This window comes from Oxalicibacterium sp., assembly GCF_057353965.1.
The window spans coordinates 45,658-64,788 of the sequence record NZ_JBMQZD010000006.1 but is presented as its reverse complement, the minus strand read 5'-3'; the positions used below and the strand labels follow the sequence as shown (position 1 = coordinate 64,788).

At 63.5% G+C, this 19,131-nt stretch carries 11 protein-coding genes; 2 read left to right on the top strand and 9 right to left on the bottom strand.

From position 1 onward, the window contains the following. Positions 1-34 precede the first annotated feature (34 nt). Complete coding sequence (locus ACO1VH_RS11280; RefSeq protein WP_486244570.1) at positions 35-703, bottom strand: response regulator transcription factor; 669 nt, start codon at positions 701-703, stop codon at positions 35-37. A 337-nt stretch (positions 704-1,040) separates the two neighbouring features. Here ACO1VH_RS11280 and ACO1VH_RS11275 point away from each other — a divergent pair, with 337 nt between their 5' ends. Beyond that, positions 1,041-1,217 (top strand): hypothetical protein, encoded by a 177-nt coding sequence (locus ACO1VH_RS11275; RefSeq protein WP_486244569.1) that lies wholly within the window; start codon positions 1,041-1,043, stop codon positions 1,215-1,217. Between the two features lie 236 nt (positions 1,218-1,453). On the opposite strand, the gene ACO1VH_RS11270 is transcribed toward ACO1VH_RS11275, so the two are convergent. Next, positions 1,454-1,747 carry a KGG domain-containing protein gene (locus ACO1VH_RS11270; RefSeq protein ID WP_486244568.1) on the bottom strand — a complete coding sequence of 98 codons (294 nt, stop codon included), beginning with the start codon at positions 1,745-1,747 and terminating at the stop codon, positions 1,454-1,456. Positions 1,748-2,091: 344 nt separating this feature from the next. Continuing rightward, on the bottom strand, positions 2,092-3,039 hold the full coding sequence (locus ACO1VH_RS11265) for a GlxA family transcriptional regulator (protein ID WP_486244649.1): 948 nt from the start codon (positions 3,037-3,039) through the stop codon (positions 2,092-2,094). A gap of 227 nt (positions 3,040-3,266) precedes the next feature. Here ACO1VH_RS11265 and ACO1VH_RS11260 point away from each other — a divergent pair, with 227 nt between their 5' ends. Continuing rightward, a complete protein-coding gene (locus tag ACO1VH_RS11260) occupies positions 3,267-4,031 on the top strand; it encodes an SDR family oxidoreductase (RefSeq protein WP_486244567.1) in 765 nt (254 codons plus the stop codon). 158 nt (positions 4,032-4,189) lie between these two features. On the opposite strand, the gene treY is transcribed toward ACO1VH_RS11260, so the two are convergent. From treY to treS, 6 genes are read right to left on the bottom strand one after another with little or no spacing between them, the layout of a single operon-like run. Further along, on the bottom strand, positions 4,190-7,030 hold the full coding sequence (gene treY, locus ACO1VH_RS11255) for a malto-oligosyltrehalose synthase (protein ID WP_486244566.1): 2,841 nt from the start codon (positions 7,028-7,030) through the stop codon (positions 4,190-4,192). Beyond that, positions 7,027-9,297, bottom strand: coding sequence for a 4-alpha-glucanotransferase (malQ, locus tag ACO1VH_RS11250; RefSeq protein ID WP_486244565.1), 2,271 nt, complete (start codon positions 9,295-9,297; stop codon positions 7,027-7,029). Before malQ ends, treY begins: the two co-directional genes overlap by 4 nt. Then, positions 9,294-11,180 (bottom strand): malto-oligosyltrehalose trehalohydrolase, encoded by a 1,887-nt coding sequence (treZ, locus tag ACO1VH_RS11245; RefSeq protein ID WP_486244564.1) that lies wholly within the window; start codon positions 11,178-11,180, stop codon positions 9,294-9,296. Before treZ ends, malQ begins: the two co-directional genes overlap by 4 nt. Continuing rightward, a complete protein-coding gene (gene glgX, locus ACO1VH_RS11240) occupies positions 11,167-13,341 on the bottom strand; it encodes a glycogen debranching protein GlgX (protein WP_486244563.1) in 2,175 nt (724 codons plus the stop codon). Before glgX ends, treZ begins: the two co-directional genes overlap by 14 nt. A gap of 1 nt (position 13,342) precedes the next feature. Beyond that, a complete protein-coding gene (gene glgB, locus ACO1VH_RS11235; RefSeq protein ID WP_486244562.1) occupies positions 13,343-15,622 on the bottom strand; it encodes a 1,4-alpha-glucan branching protein GlgB in 2,280 nt (759 codons plus the stop codon). Positions 15,623-15,624: 2 nt separating this feature from the next. Beyond that, a complete protein-coding gene (gene treS / locus ACO1VH_RS11230) occupies positions 15,625-19,083 on the bottom strand; it encodes a maltose alpha-D-glucosyltransferase (protein ID WP_486244561.1) in 3,459 nt (1,152 codons plus the stop codon). Positions 19,084-19,131: the final 48 nt, after the last annotated feature.

Genomic DNA, 19,131 nt, shown 5'->3' with positions numbered 1-19,131 from the left:
TTTGGAAGGCAAAGATTCCGCAGGGCATTTCAGCTCAATATTGCGTACTGTCTATGCCCTGATGTACCGCATAGCGGATCAGGCCGGGGATATCGTTGACGCCGATCTTGGCCAGCACCTGCTTGCGATAGCGATTGACGGTGGAGAGGCTGAGCGACAGCCGGTCCGCAGTTTGCGTCAGCCGCTCGCCGCGGCAGACGCTGAGGAAGATTTCGTATTCGCGCGGGTTCAGCTTCTCGTGCAGTGCGCGCGGCTTTCCGTCAAGCTCCCTCTGCAGTTGCAGCTGTTCGGCATTGCTTGTGTCGTCGGTGCCGGCTGGAGCCATCGTGCCCAGGTACAGCCGGCCGCCGGCGACGGTGCGGATCGCGCGCACCAGTTCCTCGCCGGAACCGTCTGCCGGAAAGCAGCCGGCCGCGCCGCTGCTCATCAGTTGCACCGTGTAGAAATGCTCAGGCCTGCCGTTGATGACCAGCACCGGCAGGCGTTGCCACCGTTCCTTGAAAGCGAGCAGCGCTTCGTAGCCGTTGCGGCGCGGCGGCGTGATGTCCAGCAGCACGACGTCCGGCCGCAACTGGTCGGTCATGCGCACGCCGTCTCGGGCGGAGGACGTTTCGCCGACGATGTTCAGGTCAGGTTCCGAAGACAGCCACTGCCGTATGCCGGCCCGCACGACGGGGAAATGTTCGACGATCAGAATCTGCATGCCTGTATGACGCGCATTGCGTGAAAAGAAAGCATCGAAGGGAGCACCACTGGAATCACTACCTTAAGTTCATCGTGTGCTGCAGTCTGTGAAACGACGCACATAAGTGGCACATCAATGCGTGCACGGCGCCAAGGCGTGCATCGGCGATGCCGGATGACAAGAAAACACAAAAAGTAGAGGGAAACGAGAAAGGGATTCCTACCTCAAATTCGGAATGTGCCTATACGCAGATGACGCGCTTGCACGGAAGATGACTGTTCGGCGGTGCGTTGCGACAGGCATGTGAGCGACGCACCGGCCGCAATGCAACCACTCTTCGATAAAGGAGAACATCATGGGCAACCAGCAACAGCAGAACCAGCAAAATCAGAAAAGCCAGCAGCATGGTCAGGCCTCCAACCAGGGCAGCAAAAGCAGCAACATGGGAAGCAATGCCGGCACTGGCAGCAGCAACAAGAATTCCGGTTCTTCGTCGCAGAAGTCCGGCAATCAGAGCAGCAAGAAGAGCTGACGCGGCATGATGCTTCGTTCGGAAATGCCGGACGTCTGCCGTACATCAGTTGCATGAAAAAGAATGCCCGCGATTGCGGGCATTTCTGTATCTGTCGACGATCGGCTACCGACTGCTGGTCGACATTCGTGCCGGTATTCGCGTACTAAAGTGTGTGGCCATGACGGTGTTTGCCGGACGACACTCGTCACATCCGCGCAGACGACCGGCTCTCGCCGACGCGCAATCGGCAGCGCTCATTTTTCCTTGTGGCTCATGCCGCCCGATTTCTCCTGCTGCTCGATGCCGCGCGTGCTGTTGGCGCTGCTGCCGAGCTTGGCGGCGCGATTGCTGTGGCTGGCGGTGCCGCCCTTGCGGCCTGCCGCGCTGGCTTCGGCCGGCGTGAACTGATGGGCGTTGCCGCTGGCATGCGCGGCGCGTCCGCCCTGAGCGGCGATGGCGCGCTGCTTGTCGGGGTCCATCGACGCGAATCCGCGATTGCTCGTGCTGCCTGCATTGCCGCTCTGGTTGTTGCCTTGATTGTTGGCCATGTCCGGTCTCCTGAAGTGAGGTGAGTGAAATGAAGGGCGCGGCGACAACGCCCGCGATCCGCGATGGATGAAGCTCATGCGGAATGTCGGATCATGTTAGGAAAGCACCGACCGACGCTCTATAGGCGAACGCCGCAGTCGGCTGTAGGAAATGCAGGCGCGAAATGAAACAATGCGCAAGAAATGTGCGGCAGATGCACGGAAGATGCCTGCTGCCAACGGAATTTTCTCTCTGAGGTTTTTGGTGGTGCATGCCGCGGCATGTCACGAAAAAGGTCTGCAGCAACGCAAGATTTGACTGCGGCAGGTTCGCAGATGGCCCCGTTTGCTGCGCAGTTCCTGTATTAATTCAGGTACACGTTGTCATTCCGCGTTCTCACCTGGTGCACGAATACCTTCGGCGGCTGGCCAAGCGTACGCAAGAAAGCGCGACGCATCCTTTCCTCGTCGCCGAATCCTGCCAGCACGGCAATACGGCCGATCGATGAGTGGCCATCCTCGATTAATGCCTGTGCCGCCTCGATGCGCATCTTTTCGATGGCCTTGGCCGGGGCCATGCCCGTTTGCGTTTGAAATACCCGGCTGAAATGGCGCGGACTCCAGTGCACGTGCTCGGCCAGGTCGTCCACGGTCAAATCCTTATGCAGGTTCTCCCTGGCAAAACGCAGGGCATCCTTGATGCGATCCGAGCTTGGCTCCAGATCACTCAACGCAGAGAATTGCGATTGTCCGCCAGTTCGTTTGTGATAAACGATCATCATGCGTGCGATCTTCTTGGCAATCTCGGCACCGAGATCCGCTTCGACCAATGCCAGTGCCAGATCGATGCAGGCGGTCACGCCGGCTGAAGACCAGACGTTGCCGTCTTTGACGAAAATCTTCTCTTCGTCAACCTGGATGTCGGGATACTTTTCCTGCATATGCCGGCCGTGCACCCAATGCGTGGTGGCGCGCTTGCCGTTCAACAAGCCGGTATTGGCAAGGATGAAGGACCCGGTGCAGATGCTGGCGATACGACGGGTTGCTCTGGCAGCCTCCACCAGCTTGGCTTCCAGTTCCGGGTAGGAGGGAGGCAGGGTCGTTGCGCCAGCAATCATCAATGTATCGTATGCCCCCCATCCGATTGCCTGACTCTCGACCACGACGCCAACCGAGCTTTGGACCGCCCCGCCTTCCAGTGACAGCGCGGCAAATTCATACGCCGTCTCCCCCTTCAGCAGATTGGCAAATTCAAACACGGTCAGTGCCGCCAGATCCAGAGCCTGAAAGCCGGGATAGATCACCAGTCCGATACGTTTGCTCACGAAGCGCTCCCGCAGTTATTTTCCATAAAAAACGCATTTTAGGACTTTGGCGAATAACTGTGTGAAACATCTATCTGCCTAGGTTTCATGGGGATGTTTGGTTTTATATCGATATCATGGAATGTCCTAAAACGAGGTTTTTATGTCATAAGGGATAATCAACTGGTCGGCACAATGAAGGCTGTTCAATTCACTTCATCAACCCAAGGACCATCATGAAACTCACACAAAACACCATCTTCATCACTGGCGGTGCTTCCGGTATCGGTCGCGGCATCGCGGAAGAATTCCACAAGCGCGGCAACCAGGTCATCATCAGTGGCCGCCGCAAGGCCCTGCTCGATGAAGTTACCAAAGCCAATCCGGGGATGCGCAGCATCGAACTCGACATCCAGGACCCGAAACAAATCAAGGCGGTGGCAGCCCAGCTGATTGCCGACTTTCCCAAATTGAATGTCGTGTTCAACAACGCCGGCATCATGCCGTTCGACGATGCGGCAGGCGACGTGGATGAAGCCAGCGTATTGGCAACGGTCGCAACGAATTTCCTTGGCCCGGTTCGCATGACGGCAGCATTGCTGCCGCACCTGAAACAGCAACTGGATGCGGTGGTTATCCATAATTCGTCGGTGCTGGCGTTTGTGCCGATTGCGACCAACGCCGTGTATTCCGCGACCAAGGCGGCGATTCACTCTTATGCCTTGTCGCAACGCTTTGCATTGCGCAACAGCAGTGTAAGCGTCATCGAGATCGCGCCGCCATGGGTCGATACCGATCTGATCCACAAGAGCGGCGATCCGCGCGCCATGCCTCTGCCCGATTTCATTGCAGCGACCATGCGCGGACTGGAAAGCGACCGGATCGAGGTGTACGTCGATGCGATCGCGGCGTTGCGTGACAACCCGGGTTCGGGCGAACACGAATTGTTTAATGCGTTTAACCAGTCGATTGTCGACAATCCGATTCCTGTCGGTCATTGATCCGGCGTGCCGTGTCCTGGCTTTACCAAGGCACGGCGCAAACCAACCGACGCCTTGATGACAGCTGGGAGTGATTGTTGATGCGCCTGCCTTGCGCTACCGGCTTCGATGGTGCTGGCGCCGGTGAGGGCTCCATGTGCCTTGCCGATGGCCGATCGTCAGTGCGATACCAGTGTGCCCGTATCGAGCAATGCCACCGGCAGTACGGCAAACAGCTCGGCGATATCGAGTTGCGCCGTTGCGGCGAGGCGGCGGCCCGACAGCAGATCGATGCTGGCGGCCAGCAGGTCCGGCAGCATGATCGTCGTCGGCTCGCCGTCGTCCTTCAGCGCCAGATCCGGGCCGACCAGCAGCAGATTCCAGCGCAGCGCGGCTGTTACCACCGTATGTCCCCGATATCGCCTTGCGAAGGCAACGACGTGCTCGGCCAACGGCCCTTCGGCGCGCAGCGGAATGTATTCGCCCTGCGCAAAAAGATCGGGTGCGCGGGCGCGCAGTGCAAGTGCGGTGCGGATCAGCGGCTGCTTCAGCTGTCGCATCAGTTTGTGCTTCGACTGCGCCTGTTGTGCGCCGATGCGCGGATCGGTATCGAGCAGGTCGCGCAGGTCGGACGCTTCCGCCAGCAGCAGGCGGCGCGCCGCATAATCGACCGGGCGGCGATTGTCGGGGTCGACGAGGCTGAAGTCCCAGAATTCGGTGCCCTGATACAGATCCGGTACACCGGGAGACGTCAGGCGCAGCAGCGTCTGCGTCAGGCTGTTGGCGATGCTGGCGCTGGCGGTGCGTTCCACCCATTCGACCATCTCGTCGAGAAAGGCGCTGCTCTTTTCGCGGTCGAACAGCGCCATCAGGAAACCGCGGCAAGCCTGTTCGTAATCGTCGTTCGGCATCGCCCAGCTCGAATGGCGCTTGGCTTCGCGTAGCGCCTTTTGCTGCCATGCGGCCAGCCGTTCCGCATAGCGCTGCAGGCCGTCGACGTCGTCGGCACGCAGTTCGGGCGGCCATGCGCCGAAGATCGTCTGGTACAGCATGATTTCGGCGTCGAGCGCCGGTGCGACCAGTTCCACCGTCTCGTCTTCGGTCGGTAGCCGCACACGCAGATCGGTGTGCAGGCGCTTCCAGCGGCGTACGGCTTCTTCCCATTCGTCGGTGATTTCGCTCAGCACGGCCAGCCGCGCGCGCACATCCTCGCCGCGCTTGTGGTCGTGCGTGGCGGTCGCCAGCAGCGCATGTGGGAAGTGCGCGGCATGCTGCTGATTGAACGCATGGAAATCGTCGATAGTCGACGAGAAGTATTCGGGATCGCCGCCGACTTCGTTGCGTGACAGCAGGCGGCCGTAGCGATAGAACACGGTGTCTTCCACCGACTTGGCGGCCAGCGGTGGCGTCAGCTGCTCGAAGCGGCGCACCGCAAGGCGGCGTAGCTCCGGCGCATCGGCGCTGGCGTCGGGATCGATGTTGGCGGTATCGAACAGCATGATCAGCGTGTCGAGCAGCGACAGATCCTGCGAGGCGAGATTGCGGCGCGCTTCGTTGAGCGCACGCTCGATGACGTCGCGGTCGGTATCGCTGCGACCGTCTTCCGACCAGTAGGTGCGGTAGACGGGGAAGGCGACCAGCAGTTCGGTCAGCACGCGTGCGATTGCCGCCTGCGAAATGTCGCGGGTGTCGAGTTCGGTGCGCGCTACTGCGTGCACGGCGCGCGTCAGCGCGGCGAATTCGCCGACGAAATTCTCACGCAGCAACTGGCGGCGCGCGTTGGCGACGTGCGCGGCGAAGTTGTCGCTGTCGCCGGTCAGTTCTGCCCACATCTTGCCCAGCGAAGCGGCGCCGCTGTCGTCGTGCAGCAGTGCGCCGACCTGTTCCATGAAATCGTAGCCGGTGGTGCCGTCGATGGCCCAGTCGGTGCGTAGCGTTTCGCCGTGCATCAGGATTTTTTCGACGACGATGTAGGGATGCGCGTCCGGCGCATCGGCCGGCCGCTTCGGGACAAGTGCAGTCAACGCGGTGCGCAGCTTTCTGCAATAGGCGATCGGATCGGCCAGGCCGTCGACATGGTCGATGCGCACGCCGTCGATCAGGCCTTCTTCATACAGCCGCAGGATCAGCGCGTGCGTGGCGTCGAACACGTCGTCGAGTTCGACGCGGATGCCGGCCAGGTCGCTGACTTCGAAGAAGCGGCGCCAGTTGATTTCCTCTGCCGCGTTGCGCCACCAGGTCAGTCGATAGTTCTGTCGCTCCAGCAGGCGATGCAGCCGGCTGACGCCGCCTTGCACGTCGGGTGCGAATGCGGTCAGCGCCTGCGCGATTGCGGCCATATCTTCGCCGCTGCGCGCGATGTTGCGTAATATCGTGCAGCGCTGTTCGTGGCGCTCGCAGGCGTCGTCATTGTTGGGATCGATTTCGGAGAAGCCGGCAGTGGCCGCGTGGATCGCCGTGCCGCCGTGGCGCAGCACGAGGCCGTAGGTCCACGGCGCCAGCGGAAAGCGGTGCGCAAAGTAGCCGAGATAAAGCTGGCCGCTTTCTGCATCGAAGTGCAATTGCAGGTCGCCGGAGCGCAGCGTCTGCGCGTACTGGTCGCCGAGGAAGGGCAGCAGTATCTTGCCGCGCAACATCGGGTCCGGCGAATTCCAGTCGATGTCGAACCAGCGCGCGTAGCGACTGTGGCGTCCCCATTCGAGCACGTGCAGCCACCACGGATTGTCGGCGCCGCCGACGCCCATGTGGTTGGGCACGATGTCGACGATCAGGCCCATGCGCGCGCCGCGCAGTTTTTGCATCAGACGCCGCAGCGCCGGTTCGCCGCCGAGTTCGGGATTGATGCGCGTCGGGTCGACGATGTCGTAGCCGTGCGTGGAACCGGGCCGCGCCGTCAGGATGGGCGACAGGTATAGATGGCTGATGCCGAGCGCCGCGTAGTAATCGACGACGCCGGAGGCATCGTCCAGCGTGAAATCCTTGTGCAACTGCAGGCGCGCGGTGGCGCGGGGAATGCTCATCGGTTTTTTTCTCCCGATTGTCTTTTCTGTTCTCTGTACTCTTCTTCTTTTTGCCGGCGCGCGTCGGCGAGCACATTCAGCCGTTGCGCCACTTCGCCATCCAGCATCGTCGCCACCGGCAGCGGCAGGCGGCGGCGCCAGTTCGGATGCGTGTCGATGGTGCCGGGCAGGTTCGGTTGTTCGTCGAGGCCGAGCACGTCTTCCAGCGGCACGATCACCAGCGGTGCCGGCGTCATGCCGACGAAGCGCAGGATGGCGTTCAAGGGTGGCTGCGATGCATTGCCGTCGACTTGCGTATCTGGAAAAACCTCGGGAAGTGCTTCGTTCAGCGCATGCGTGAGCATCCAGCGTTCGTGCGCGCGTGCCGCGTATTCGTGCTCGGCGCTGGCATTGGCGGCCAGCAGATCGAGCTTCGCGCGCCACGTGACGTCGCGTGCCTGCCACCAGCCGGCGATCGTCGGCAGATCGTGCGTATCGGTAGTGGCGATCGCGTGCGATGACCAGTGCGACGGCGGACGAAAGCGATCGCCTTCGCGTTCGAACCACAGTACGCGTATGCCCATCAGTCCGGCTTCGGCCAGCGATTCGCCGAAGCCCGGCGGCACGGTGCCGAGATCCTCGCCGATCACGATCGCCTTGTAGCGATGGCTTTCCAGCGCGATCAGGCGCATCAGGTCTTCGCGCGGATAACGCAGGTAGACGCCGTGCGTGCCGTCCATCCCTTCCGGCACCAGCCACAGGCGCTGCAGGCCGAGGATGTGGTCGATGCGTACGCCGCCGGCGTAATGGAAGGCGGCGCGCAGCATTTCGATGTAGGCCTGATAACCGTACTGCCGCAGCGCACGCGGCGAGAAGGCGGCCAGTCCCCAGTTCTGTCCGCGCGGTCCGAGCAGATCGGGTGGCGCGCCGACGGACAATCCGGTCAGCATCTGGTGCTGACGGCTCCATGCCTGGCTGCCGCCGCTTTCGGCGCCGACCGCCAGATCGGTGATCAGGCCGATCTTCATGCCGGCGTCGCGCGCAGCGCGCTGCGCATGGCGCAAGCCGCGTGCCGCCTGCCATTGCAGGAAGGCGTGGAACATCACTTCGTTGTCCTGCGCTTCGGCAAACGAGGCGACGGCGTCGCCTCGCGGATCGTGGAACTGCGTGGGCCAGTCGCGCCAGCTGCCTTCGACCCCTTGCGCGCGCATCGTCGCATGCAGCGCTTCGAAGCGTGCATGGTCTTCCAGCGCGACACCGCCTTCGAGGCGGAAGGTCTCGAACTCTTTCCAGTCGTCGCTGCGGATGTCGTAGCGGTCGAACAGGTCGCGCAGCACGGCCAGCTTCCAGCGTGCGGCTGCCGGCCAGTCGATCAGTTCGCAGGCTTGCAATCGCTGCCGTTCCTCTTCAATGTCGAGCCGTGCAATCGCATCGGCCAATGCCTGTGCGCCGCTGACGGCAGCCGGATCGATGTGCCACACGTTGAAGAACAGCCGGCTCGACGGGCCGTACGGACTGTAGTGATAAGGATTGGCGCTGAACATCGCATGCACCGGACTGATCGCGATCGCCGATGCGCCGTGTGCGGCAGCCGACTGCACAAGCGTTTCCAGTGCGGAGAAATCGCCGAAGCCGGTGTCTGCAACCTTCGCGGCCTCTGCCGTCTTTGCGCTCTCTGCGGCACTGTGGTTTGCCGCGTCGCCGTCCTTGCGCAGCGAATACAGCTGCGCGGCCAGCGCCCACAGATGCGGATGTGCATCTGCATCGCCGCAGGCATCGGCGACGCTGAAGCAGCGCGGCGGCGCGACCGCCAGCGTTACGCTGTGCTGTTCGCCGTCGGGTGCGCCGATATACAGGCGGTGATAGCCGATGCGGTCGACCGCCGGCAGGTGCGCCGGCTGGCCGGTATCGCCGGAGACGGTGCCGTCCGCGATGCCGCCGTCCTCGAAATGCAGACGGTAAGGGTGGCCATGCACCTGCGCATGCGGCAACAGCACGATGTTCTGCCCGAGCTCCGCAGTGATCAGCGGCGGAATCGCCAGCTGCCGGTCTTCCTCCGCCAGCGTTGCCACCGATGCCTCGCAGGCGGCATCGTCGCTGCAGTCGAGTTGCAATGCCGCTAGCACCTTGCGCAGCGTGCCGGCCGGTACCAGCTGGCGATGGCCGAAGGCGTCCGTCCACTCGACCGACAGGCCGGCGGCTTGCGCGAGGCGATGCAGTGCCTCGCTGGCGGGGGCGTCGTCGTATGTTTCTTGTCGAGCAGCGAGGCGGTCGGCTTGTGCGCTCATGCGGCAGGCTCCAGCAGGGCAATGAAGGAATCGGCAGGCAGGCAGTCGCGGCCGAGCGCGGCCAGCGTGCCGGACGTTTCGAACAGCAGGTCGGCGCCGCCGGTCTTCGCGATGGCGTCGAGTTTCACATTGACGTCTGTCTCTGCGAGATTGATGGCGACCGCCAGCACGGTGCCGTCGGCCAGCTGCCAGCGCGCGGCGACGGCGGCTGCATGTTCCTCGTTTCCCGCATCGTTTTCCAATACGCAGGCACCGAGCGAATGGCAGCCTTCGAGGCGCGGCATCAGTTGCGCATGGCGTATCGCCAGCAGCGCATGCATCCACGCATGCCATTCGCCAGCACGATCGTCGGCAGTAGGGATGGATGTCGCAAAGGTTTGCACATCGTTCGGATCGGGAATGCGTTCGCGCGCCTGTTCGTCGGCAAACGCGGCGAAGCCGGCGAATTCCTGGCGTCGGCCGTGGCGCACGGCGTCGGCCAGCGATGCCTGGCCGTAGCTGGTGAAGTACAGAAAGGGTTGCGTGGCGCCGATTTCCTCGCCCATGAACAGCAGCGGAATCTGCGGCGACAGCAGCACCAGCGCCATCGCTGCGCGCAGTGCTGACGGCCGCGCCAGCGTGGTCAGCCGTTCGCCGAAGGCGCGGTTGCCGGTCTGGTCGTGATTCTGCAGGAACAGCACGAAGGCCGACGGCGGCAGATCCGCGCTCGGTTCGCCGCGCGGTTCGCCATGTCGCAGCGGCGAGCATTCGCCCTGATAGACGAAACCTTCGGCCAGGCAGCGCGCCAGCCGTGCTGCCGGCTGCTCGCAGTAATCCTGATAGTAGTGTTCGCGTTCGCCGGTCAGCAGTACGTGCAGCACGTGATGACCGTCGTCGTTCCATTGTGCATCGAAGGGGGCATCGGCCGTCGGGCCGTCGGCGCCGGCCAGCAGGTGCGCCGCGTTGCCATCGTGTTCCAGCACCAGATGCACGTGGCGCGCGTTGTGCATTTCCTTGCCGATGGCTTGCCGCACGCGCGCGCCGACTTCCTGCAGCCAGTCCTGTTCGCTGATCGCGTGCACGGCATCGAAGCGCAGGCCGTCGAAGCGGTACTCGGTCAGCCAGTACAGCGCGTTCTCGGTGAAGAAGTCGCGCACTTCGCGGCGGCGGAAATCGATCGCCTGTCCCCACGGTGTGTGGATGTCGTCGCGGAAGAAATCCTTTGCGTACGCGCCGAGGTAGTTGCCCTCCGGCCCGAGGTGGTTGTAGACGACGTCGAGGAAGACCATCATGCCGAGGCCGTGCGCGGTATCGATCAGCGCCTTCAGCTGTTCGGGTGAACCGTACGATGCATCGGGTGCATACGGCAGCACGCCGTCGTAGCCCCAGTTGCGCGCGCCGGGGAAATCGGCAACCGGCATCAGTTCGATGGCAGTGATGCCGAGTTCGGCCAGCGCCGGCAACTGGCGCGTGACGCCTTCGAAGCCGCCCATGATGCCGACGTGCAGTTCGTACAGCACCGTCTCGTGCCACGGGCGGCCGCGCCACAGCGGATAGAGCCAGCGGTAGCCGTGCGGATCGACGACCACGCTTTCGTCGTGAACGTCACCGGCCTGTGCGCGCGAGGCGGGGTCGGCAACGGCGAGGATCGCGCCGTCTTCGGCTATCACTTCATAGCGGTAACGCGTGCCGGCGCCGCAGCGTATCGTCGCCTCGTACCAGCCGTGCGGCAGCGACTGCATCGGCAGCGCGGCGTTGTCGATCAGGACATTGGCCGCGCGCGCGCTCGGTGCCCACAGGCGGAAGCGCGTATGGCCGTCCGCGCGCAGTTGCGCGCCGAATGTTGGCTTGAAAAGCGCAGGCTCAAAAAGTGAAGGTTGAAAATACGATTCAGAGTTCGACATGATCGGCTACCAGCAGCATGGCGCTGTGCGAGGCGACGGTGATGCGGCCACCTTCCGGCTTGCGCGGTGGATGGTTGGGCGAGGCATGGGTGGCTTCGGCGGCACTGTCTGCAGCATCGATCAGCACGCTCCAGCCGAGCTGTGGTTCCGGCAGGACGAACTCGCGGTCTTCCGAATGGCCGTTGACCAGCAGCAGCGTGGCCGATACTTCGCCTTCCTTGCCACGCTTGTGTTCGGCGCGCGCGACGCGGCGCAGCGCCAGCAGGCGGCCTTCGGCGTAATCCCAGTTTTCCTGATCCATCGGCGTACCGCTTTCGTCGAACCAGTCCGTATCCGGCAGGCCGGGCAGGATTTCCGTCTCGCCGGTGTAGAAGTGCGCGGCATGCAGCGTGGGCCGTTCGGCGCGTGCCGCGATGCAGCGCGTGACGAAGGCAAGCAGCGATTGGCCGGCTTCGCTTTCCGCCTGTTCCCAGTTCAGCCACGACAGTTCGTCGTCGTGACAGTAGGCGTTGTTGTTGCCGTCCTGTGTGCGGCCGAATTCGTCGCCGGCCAGCAGCATCGGCGTGCCGTTCGAGAAGAACAGCGTCATCAGCATTGCGCGCTTGACCTTCTCGCGCGTGACGAGGATGCCTGCGTCGTCGGTCGGGCCTTCGGCGCCCCAGTTGAAGCTCTCGTTGTCGTTGCCGCCGTCGCGGTTGTCTTCGCCGTTGCTTTCGTTGTGCTTGTCGTTGTAGCTGACCAGATCCTGCAGCGTGAAGCCGTCGTGCGCAGTGACGAAGTTGACCGAGGCCCATGGTCGCCGGCGGTGATGCGCGAACAGATCGGCCGAGCCGAGCAGGCGTGCGGCCAGCGCGCCGCGCATCTCGGCGTCGCCCTTCCAGAAGCGGCGCACGTCGTCGCGGAAGCGGCCGTTCCATTCGGCGAAGCCGGCCGGATGGTTGCCGATCTGGTAGCCGCCGGGCCCGATGTCCCACGGTTCGGAAATCAGCTTGGTTTGCGCCAGCACCGGGTCCTGCCGCAAGGCATCGAAGAAACCACAGCCGGGATCGAAGCCGTGGATTTCGCGTCCCAGCGTGACGCCGAGATCGAAACGGAAGCCGTCGACGTGGAACGATTGCACCCAGTAGCGCAGCGAATCCATCACCAGCTGGATCACGCGCGGATGCGACAGATTGACCGTGTTGCCGCAGCCGGTGTCGTTGATGCAGTGGCGCAGGCGATCAGGCAGCAGGCGGTAGTAGCTGCAGTTGTCGAGACCGCGGAACGACAGAGTCGGGCCGAGCTCGCTTTCCTCGGCAGTGTGGTTGTAGACGACGTCGAGAATGACTTCGATGCCGGCTGCGTGCAGCTGATGGATGGCGCGGCGCATTTCGTTGAGTGAACCGTCGGACAGATACGACGGTTCCGGCGCGAAGTAGGACAGCGTGTTGTAGCCCCAGTAATTGCGCAGGCCTTTTTCCAGCAGGCGGCGATCCTGCACGTTGGCGTGCACCGGCAGCAGTTCGATCGCGGTGATGCCGAGCTTGACCAGATGATCGATCACGTCCGGATCGGCCAGCGCGGCGAAGGTGCCGCGTTCGTTGGCCGGAATCCATTCGGCGCGCATCGTCATGCCCTTGATGTGCGCTTCGTAGATGACGGTGCGGTCCCAGGGTTTGTTCAGTGGCGTGTCGTGACCCCAGTGGAAGTTGTCGTCGACCACCACACACTTAGGCATGGCCGGCGCGCTATCGCGGCGGTCGAAGCTGAGATCGCCGCGCGTGCCGCCCACGCGGTAGCCGTACAGCGCATCGGTCCAGCGCAACTGGCCGTGCAGCCGTTTTGCATACGGATCGATCAGCAGCTTGTTCGGATTGAAGCGATGGCCGTGCTCCGGCTGGTAGGGGCCGTAGGCGCGATAGCCGTACAGCTGGCCGGGCTGCACGTCGGGCAGATAGCCGTGCCAGACTTCATCCGTGCATTCGGGCAGCACGTGGCGCGCGATTTCGTGGCGGCCGCCGGCGTCGAACAGGCACAGTTCGATGCGATCGGCATGCGCGGAAAACACGGCGAAGTTGGTGCCGTGGCTATCGCTGGTGGCGCCGAGTGGATACGGACTGCCGGTCTGGATGCGCGTGCGGTATTGCTGGGTGTGCTGGCTGTGGCTGGCGTGGGTAGTCATGTCAGGCATGCTTTCTGAAGACGAGCGTGGACAGCGGCGGTAGCGTCAGCACGACCGATTGCGGATGGCCATGCGCCGCTTGATCGGTCGCGGTCACGCGCCCTTCGTTGCCGAGATTGCTGCCGCCGTAGACGGCGGCGTCGGTGTTGAGCACTTCTTCCCAGGCTGTCGCGTGCGTTACATCGCCTGTATCGCCGACCAGATCGGGCAGGCCGATGCGATAGCCGCTGCGCGGCACCGGCGTCATGTTGACGACGATCAGCAGCGGCGCCGCGTTCGCGCTCAGGCGCAGGAAGGCGTAGACGCTGTTGGCCGCGTCGTCGCCGACCAGCCAGCGGAAGCCGGCCGGTTCACCATCGCTTTCGTGCAGCGCCGGCTCCTCGACATACAACCGGTTCAGGTCGCGCACCAGGCGCTGCACGCCGCGGTGGCGTGGATCGTCGAGCAGGTGCCATTCCGGCGAAGCATCGTGATTCCATTCGCCGAGCTGGCCGAATTCGCTGCCCATGAACAGCAGCTTCTTGCCCGGATGCGTCCACATGAAGCCGAGATAGGAACGCAGGTTCGCCAGCTTCTGCCAGTCGTCGCCCGGCATCTTGCCGTATAGCGAACCCTTGCCGTGCACCACTTCGTCATGCGAGATCGGCAGCACGAAATGTTCGGAATAGGCGTACACCATGCCGAAGGTCATGTCGTGGTGGTGATAGCGGCGATGGATGGGATCGTGGCTGACGTAGCGCAGCGTGTCGTGCATCCAGCCCATGTTCCACTTGTAGGTGAAGCCGAGGCCGCCGTTCTTCACAGGCGCGGTGACGCCCGGCCATGCGGTCGATTCCTCGGCGATCATCAAGGCGCCGGGACAGCGCGCGGCGATGGTGTCATTCAGTTCCTTGAGGAAGGCGACCGATTCGAGATTTTCGCGGCCGCCGTAGATGTTCGGCACCCACTCGCCTTCCTTGCGGCTGTAGTCGCGGTACAGCATCGACGCCACGGCATCGACGCGCAGGCCGTCGACGTGGAAATGTTCCAGCCACTCCAGCGCGGACGCGATCAGGAAGCCGCGCACTTCGTTGCGGCCGAGGTTGTAGATCAGCGTGTTCCAGTCCTGATGAAAACCTTCGCGTGGATCGGCGTGTTCGTACAGCGCGCTGCCGTCGAAATGCGCGAGGCCGTGCGCGTCGGACGGGAAGTGCGCCGGCACCCAGTCGAGGATCACGCCGAGCCCGGCGTTGTGGCAGCGGTCGACGAAGTTGGCGAAGGCGGCCGGCGTGCCGAAGCGTGCGCTCGGCGCGAATTGCGACAGCGGCTGGTAGCCCCATGAACCGGCGAACGGATGCTCCATGATCGGCAGGAATTCCAGATGCGTGAAGCCCATTTCGAGCGCATATGGAATCAGGCGGTCGCCCAGCTCGTGCCAGTCGAGACTGCGGTTTTCTTCTTCCGGAATGCGCAGCCAGGAACCGGCATGCACTTCGTAGATGGACAGCGGCGCCGAAAGACTCGGCAGTTCGGCGCGCGTCTTCATCCACGCGTCGTCGCTCCAGCGAAACGGCGCGGCCGGTGCGACGACGGATGCGGTCGATGGCGGCAGCTCCGTGGCGCGCGCAACCGGATCGGCCTTTAGCGGCAGCAGGCGGCCGTGCGCATCCAGCAGTTCGTACTTGTAGCGCTCGCCGGCAGCGAGGCGCGGAATGAAGATTTCCCATACGCCGGCCGGCGCGCGCAGGCGCATCGGATGACGTCGGCCGTCCCATGCATTGAAATCGCCGACCACCGATACGCGTCGCGCATTCGGCGCCCACACCGCGAAGCGCGTACCGGCCACGCCCTCCACCGTCATCGGCAATGCGCCCAGGCAGCGGCCCAGTTCGCGATGGCGGCCTTCGGCGATCAGATGCAGATCGAGATCGCCGAGCAGCAGGCCGAACGCATACGGGTCTTCGGTTTCGAACGTGGCGATGTCGCCGTCGGCATGTTGCCAGTCGATCTGCAAGGTGTAGGGCGGAATGTCATGCGCGGCCTTGCATAGCGCGCCGACGAACACGCCGGTATCGGCAATCTGTTCGAGCGCGTGACAGCCTTGCTTCGTGTGCAGCCGCACGGCGATCGCGCCGGGCTGGTAGCTGCGCACTTCGATCACATCGCCATTTCTGTGCGGGCCGAGAAAGGCGAACGGATCGGCGAGCCGTCCCTGCATTGTCGCGAGGACGGCATCGTCGATGGCGGATGCGGCATGGGCAGCGGAAACTGCCGACGGCGCCGCGGGGAATACGTCAGGCATCTTCATCCTTTTTGCTGGTCTTTCTGCAACAGGCGATCGGCCAGTTCGGTCAGGCCGCGCAGCGGCACCGGCAGCCAGGTCGGGCGGTTGGCCGCTTCGTAGCAGACTTCGTAAGCCGTCTTCTCCAGCGTGAACAGGTCCAGCAGCACGTCGGAAGCGGTGGCGTCGGGAGCGATGGCGGTATAGGCATCGAGGAAGGCGGCGCGCGATTCGGGCACGTAGCGCTGCAGGATCTTCTGGCGGCGCGCCAGCGCGATTTCGCCGAGATCGGAAGGCCCGCTGTTGGCCGAGAAATAGGCGGCGTAGTCGTAGGAGCGCAGCAGGCCAGCGACGTCGCGCCACGGGCTGTTTTTCTCGCGCCGCTGCGCCAGCGAACGCTGCGGTTCGCCTTCGAAATCGAGCAGATAGACATCGCCCGATGCGACCAGCACCTGGCCTAGGTGGAAATCGCCATGGATACGCGTGCGCAGCATGCCGACCGCCTGTGCGGCGAGGCGATCGACCAGCGCGGACAGCGCATCCTTCTGCTGATACAGCTTGGCGGCCATCGCGGAGAAGTCCGCATCCAGCGCATCGTTTTCGTGCAGCAGCACCAGCGCGCGTTCCAGCTGCTGCTTGATGTTGTGCGCGAGGCGCTTGCAGTCTTCTTCGGTGGCGTGTTCCGGCTTGAAGTCGGGGTCGTCGCATTCCTGCGCCAGCACCGCATGCAGTTCCGCCAGCCGCTTGCCGAGCGTGGCGGCGAACTGCAGCAGGTCGATGATGGGATCGGCCATCTCGGCCATTTCCGGCGTTTCGGCGGACGTGTTTGTGTTTGCAGGCACGGATGTCCCGGGTGCTGCGGCGGTTACTGCGACAATTCCGGCCGCAGTTGCGGTAATGCCCGCAGGCGCACCCGTCGTACCCGTATCGCCATTTACGCCGTCGGCCTGCTGCGCGGCGCGTGCCAGCGTATCCAGCGTCCAGCGCCAGGCGTCGCCCTGGCTGTGGATGAAGCCCTGCAGCACGATCAGCGTGTGCGGCGTGCCGTCGCGGCCGATGCGCGTCATGTCGCCGAGGATGGTCGGCGCATTGGCATAGCCGCGCGCGGTCAGCACGCGGCCGATTTCCAGTTCGGGATGGATGCCGGCGGTCAGATGGCGGATCACCTTGACGACGACGGTGTCGGCGATCGTCAGCGAGCTGTTGGACTGCTCGACCGTCATGCGGCGCACGTCGCATTGTTCCGGCAGCGTGACCTTTTCCATCAGCGGCGTGGTGCTGCAGACGATGCGGCCGTCGTCGGTCTCGATGCTCGCCTGCCCGCGTATCAGTTCGTAGATGCGCAAGGCGAACGCATCCAGCGAAAAGGCATCGGTCAGCATGCCGACGCGGCGGTCGCGCCGCACACGCGCCAGCGCCAGCTGCTGCGGCAGGCCGGAAGCGGCGCCGTCGTCGGCATCGGCGTAGACGCCGAGCGGCAGGAAGTAGCGGTCGTCGTTGCGGTCGGCATCGACCACCAGTTCGGTCAGCATCATCGGCAGCTTGCCGGGCGGCATCGGCAGCGTGGTGGCGAGCGCGATGTGCACCGATTCGATCCGCTTCTGCTTGCCGGCGTACCAGCGGCGCAGCGACAGGTAGTGCGGCAGCGTGTCGTATTCGAGCGTCATGCGCGCCGCGCCGCGCACCAGATCCGGCGCGCCCTGCGGCAGCACCAGCGTGCGGTAGTCGGGCAGCGGTTGCGCCGGCTGCACATACCAGGCCGGCATGCTTGATTCGTTGGCGAGGATGAACCAGTAGAAGCCGAACGGCGGCAGCGTCAGCAGGTAGGGCAGTTGGCCGATAGGCGGGAAGGCGGTGCCGCCCAGCAGTTCGACGGGCACACGGCCGTTGAAGACGGAAAGGTCGATCTCGACCGCCTGCGCCGCGTGCGAGACGTTGGCCACGCACAGGATGGTTTCGCAGTTGCCGTCCGCGTCTTCATGTTCGCGCAGGTAGGCGAGGATCTTGCGATTGGTCGGGTAGATCAGTTTCAGCGTGCCGCGACCGAACGAGCGATGCTTGCCGCGCACCTGCAGCATGCGCCGCATCCAGTTCAGCAGCGAATACGGATCACTGTGCTGCGCTTCGACGTTGTTGGCCTGGAAGCCGTAGATCGGATCCATGATGGGCGGCAGCACCAGCGCCTGCGGATTGACGCGCGAGAAGCCGCCGTTGCGGTCCGACGTCCATTGCATCGGCGTGCGTACGCCGTCGCGGTCGCCGAGGTGGATGTTGTCGCCCATGCCGATTTCGTCGCCGTAATACATGACCGGCGTGCCCGGCATCGACAGCAGAAAGCTGTGCAGCAGTTCGATGCGGCGGCGGTCGTGTTCCAGCAGCGGCGCGAGGCGGCGGCGGATGCCGAGGTTGATGCGCGCGCGCTTGTCCGACGCGTAGTGGTTCCACAGGTAATCGCGTTCGCGGTCGGTCACCATTTCCAGCGTCAGCTCGTCGTGGTTGCGCAGGAAGATGGCCCATTGGCAGTCTTCCGGGATGTCCGGCGTCTGCCGCAGGATGTCGGTGATCGGAAAACGGTCTTCCTGCGCCAGCGCCATGTACATGCGCGGCATCAACGGGAAGTGGAAGGCCATGTGGCATTCGTCGTCGTCGCCGAAATACTGCTGCACGTCTTCCGGCCACATGTTGGCTTCGGCCAGCAGCATGCGGTCCGGATATTTCCGGTCCATGTGCGCGCGTATCGTCTTCAGGATCGCGTGCGTCTCCGGCAGGTTTTCGTTGGTCGTGCCTTCGCGTTCGATCAGGTAGGGCACGGCGTCGAGGCGCAGGCCGTCCACGCCCATGTCCAGCCAGTAATCCATCACTTCGAGCACGGCCTTCAGCACTTCCGGATTGTCGTAGTTCAGGTCGGGCTGGTGCGAATAGAAGCGATGCCAGAAATAGGCGTTGGCGATTGGGTCCCAGGTCCAGTTGGATTTCTCGGTATCGCAGAAGATGATGCGCGTGCCGTCGTAGCCGACGTCGGTGTCGGCCCACACGTAGAAATTGCGTTCGGGCGAACCCGGCGGCGCATTGCGCGCGCGCTGGAACCACGGATGCTGATCGGACGTATGGTTGACCACCAGTTCGGTGATCACGCGCAGGCCGCGCGCATGCGCTTCATCAATGAAGCGGCGTGCGTCTTCCATCGTGCCGTAATCCGGATGCACGCCGATGTAGGCGGCAATGTCGTAGCCGTCGTCGCGGCGCGGCGAAGGATAGAAGGGCAGTACCCAGATCGTGTTGACGCCGAGCTGCGCGATGTAATCGAGCTTGTCGATCAGGCCGGCGAAATCGCCGACACCGTCGTTGTTCGCATCGAAGAAGGACTTGATGTGCAGCTGGTAGACGACCGCGTCCTTGTACCACAGCGGATCGTCGGTGAAGCGGACTGACGGTTCGGCAGCGTCCTGTTCGGCAAGTTGTGCAGTGCGCGGATCGGTCATTGTTCTTTCCCTGTCTGCTCGGTATTGCTGTCGCGCCGCCGTATTGCG

Bases quoted from the DNA above. Each gene is read 5' to 3' on its own strand.
- ACO1VH_RS11280 (WP_486244570.1), bottom strand. From the start codon at position 703: ATGCAGATTCTGATCGTCGAACATTTCCCCGTCGTGCGGGCCGGCATA.
- ACO1VH_RS11275 (WP_486244569.1), top strand. From the start codon at position 1,041: ATGGGCAACCAGCAACAGCAGAACCAGCAAAATCAGAAAAGCCAGCAG.
- ACO1VH_RS11270 (WP_486244568.1), bottom strand. From the start codon at position 1,747: ATGGCCAACAATCAAGGCAACAACCAGAGCGGCAATGCAGGCAGCACG.
- ACO1VH_RS11260 (WP_486244567.1), top strand. From the start codon at position 3,267: ATGAAACTCACACAAAACACCATCTTCATCACTGGCGGTGCTTCCGGT.
- treY (WP_486244566.1), bottom strand. From the start codon at position 7,030: ATGAGCATTCCCCGCGCCACCGCGCGCCTGCAGTTGCACAAGGATTTC.
- malQ (WP_486244565.1), bottom strand. From the start codon at position 9,297: ATGAGCGCACAAGCCGACCGCCTCGCTGCTCGACAAGAAACATACGAC.
- treZ (WP_486244564.1), bottom strand. From the start codon at position 11,180: ATGTCGAACTCTGAATCGTATTTTCAACCTTCACTTTTTGAGCCTGCG.
- glgX (WP_486244563.1), bottom strand. From the start codon at position 13,341: ATGACTACCCACGCCAGCCACAGCCAGCACACCCAGCAATACCGCACG.
- glgB (WP_486244562.1), bottom strand. From the start codon at position 15,622: ATGCCTGACGTATTCCCCGCGGCGCCGTCGGCAGTTTCCGCTGCCCAT.
- treS (WP_486244561.1), bottom strand. From the start codon at position 19,083: ATGACCGATCCGCGCACTGCACAACTTGCCGAACAGGACGCTGCCGAA.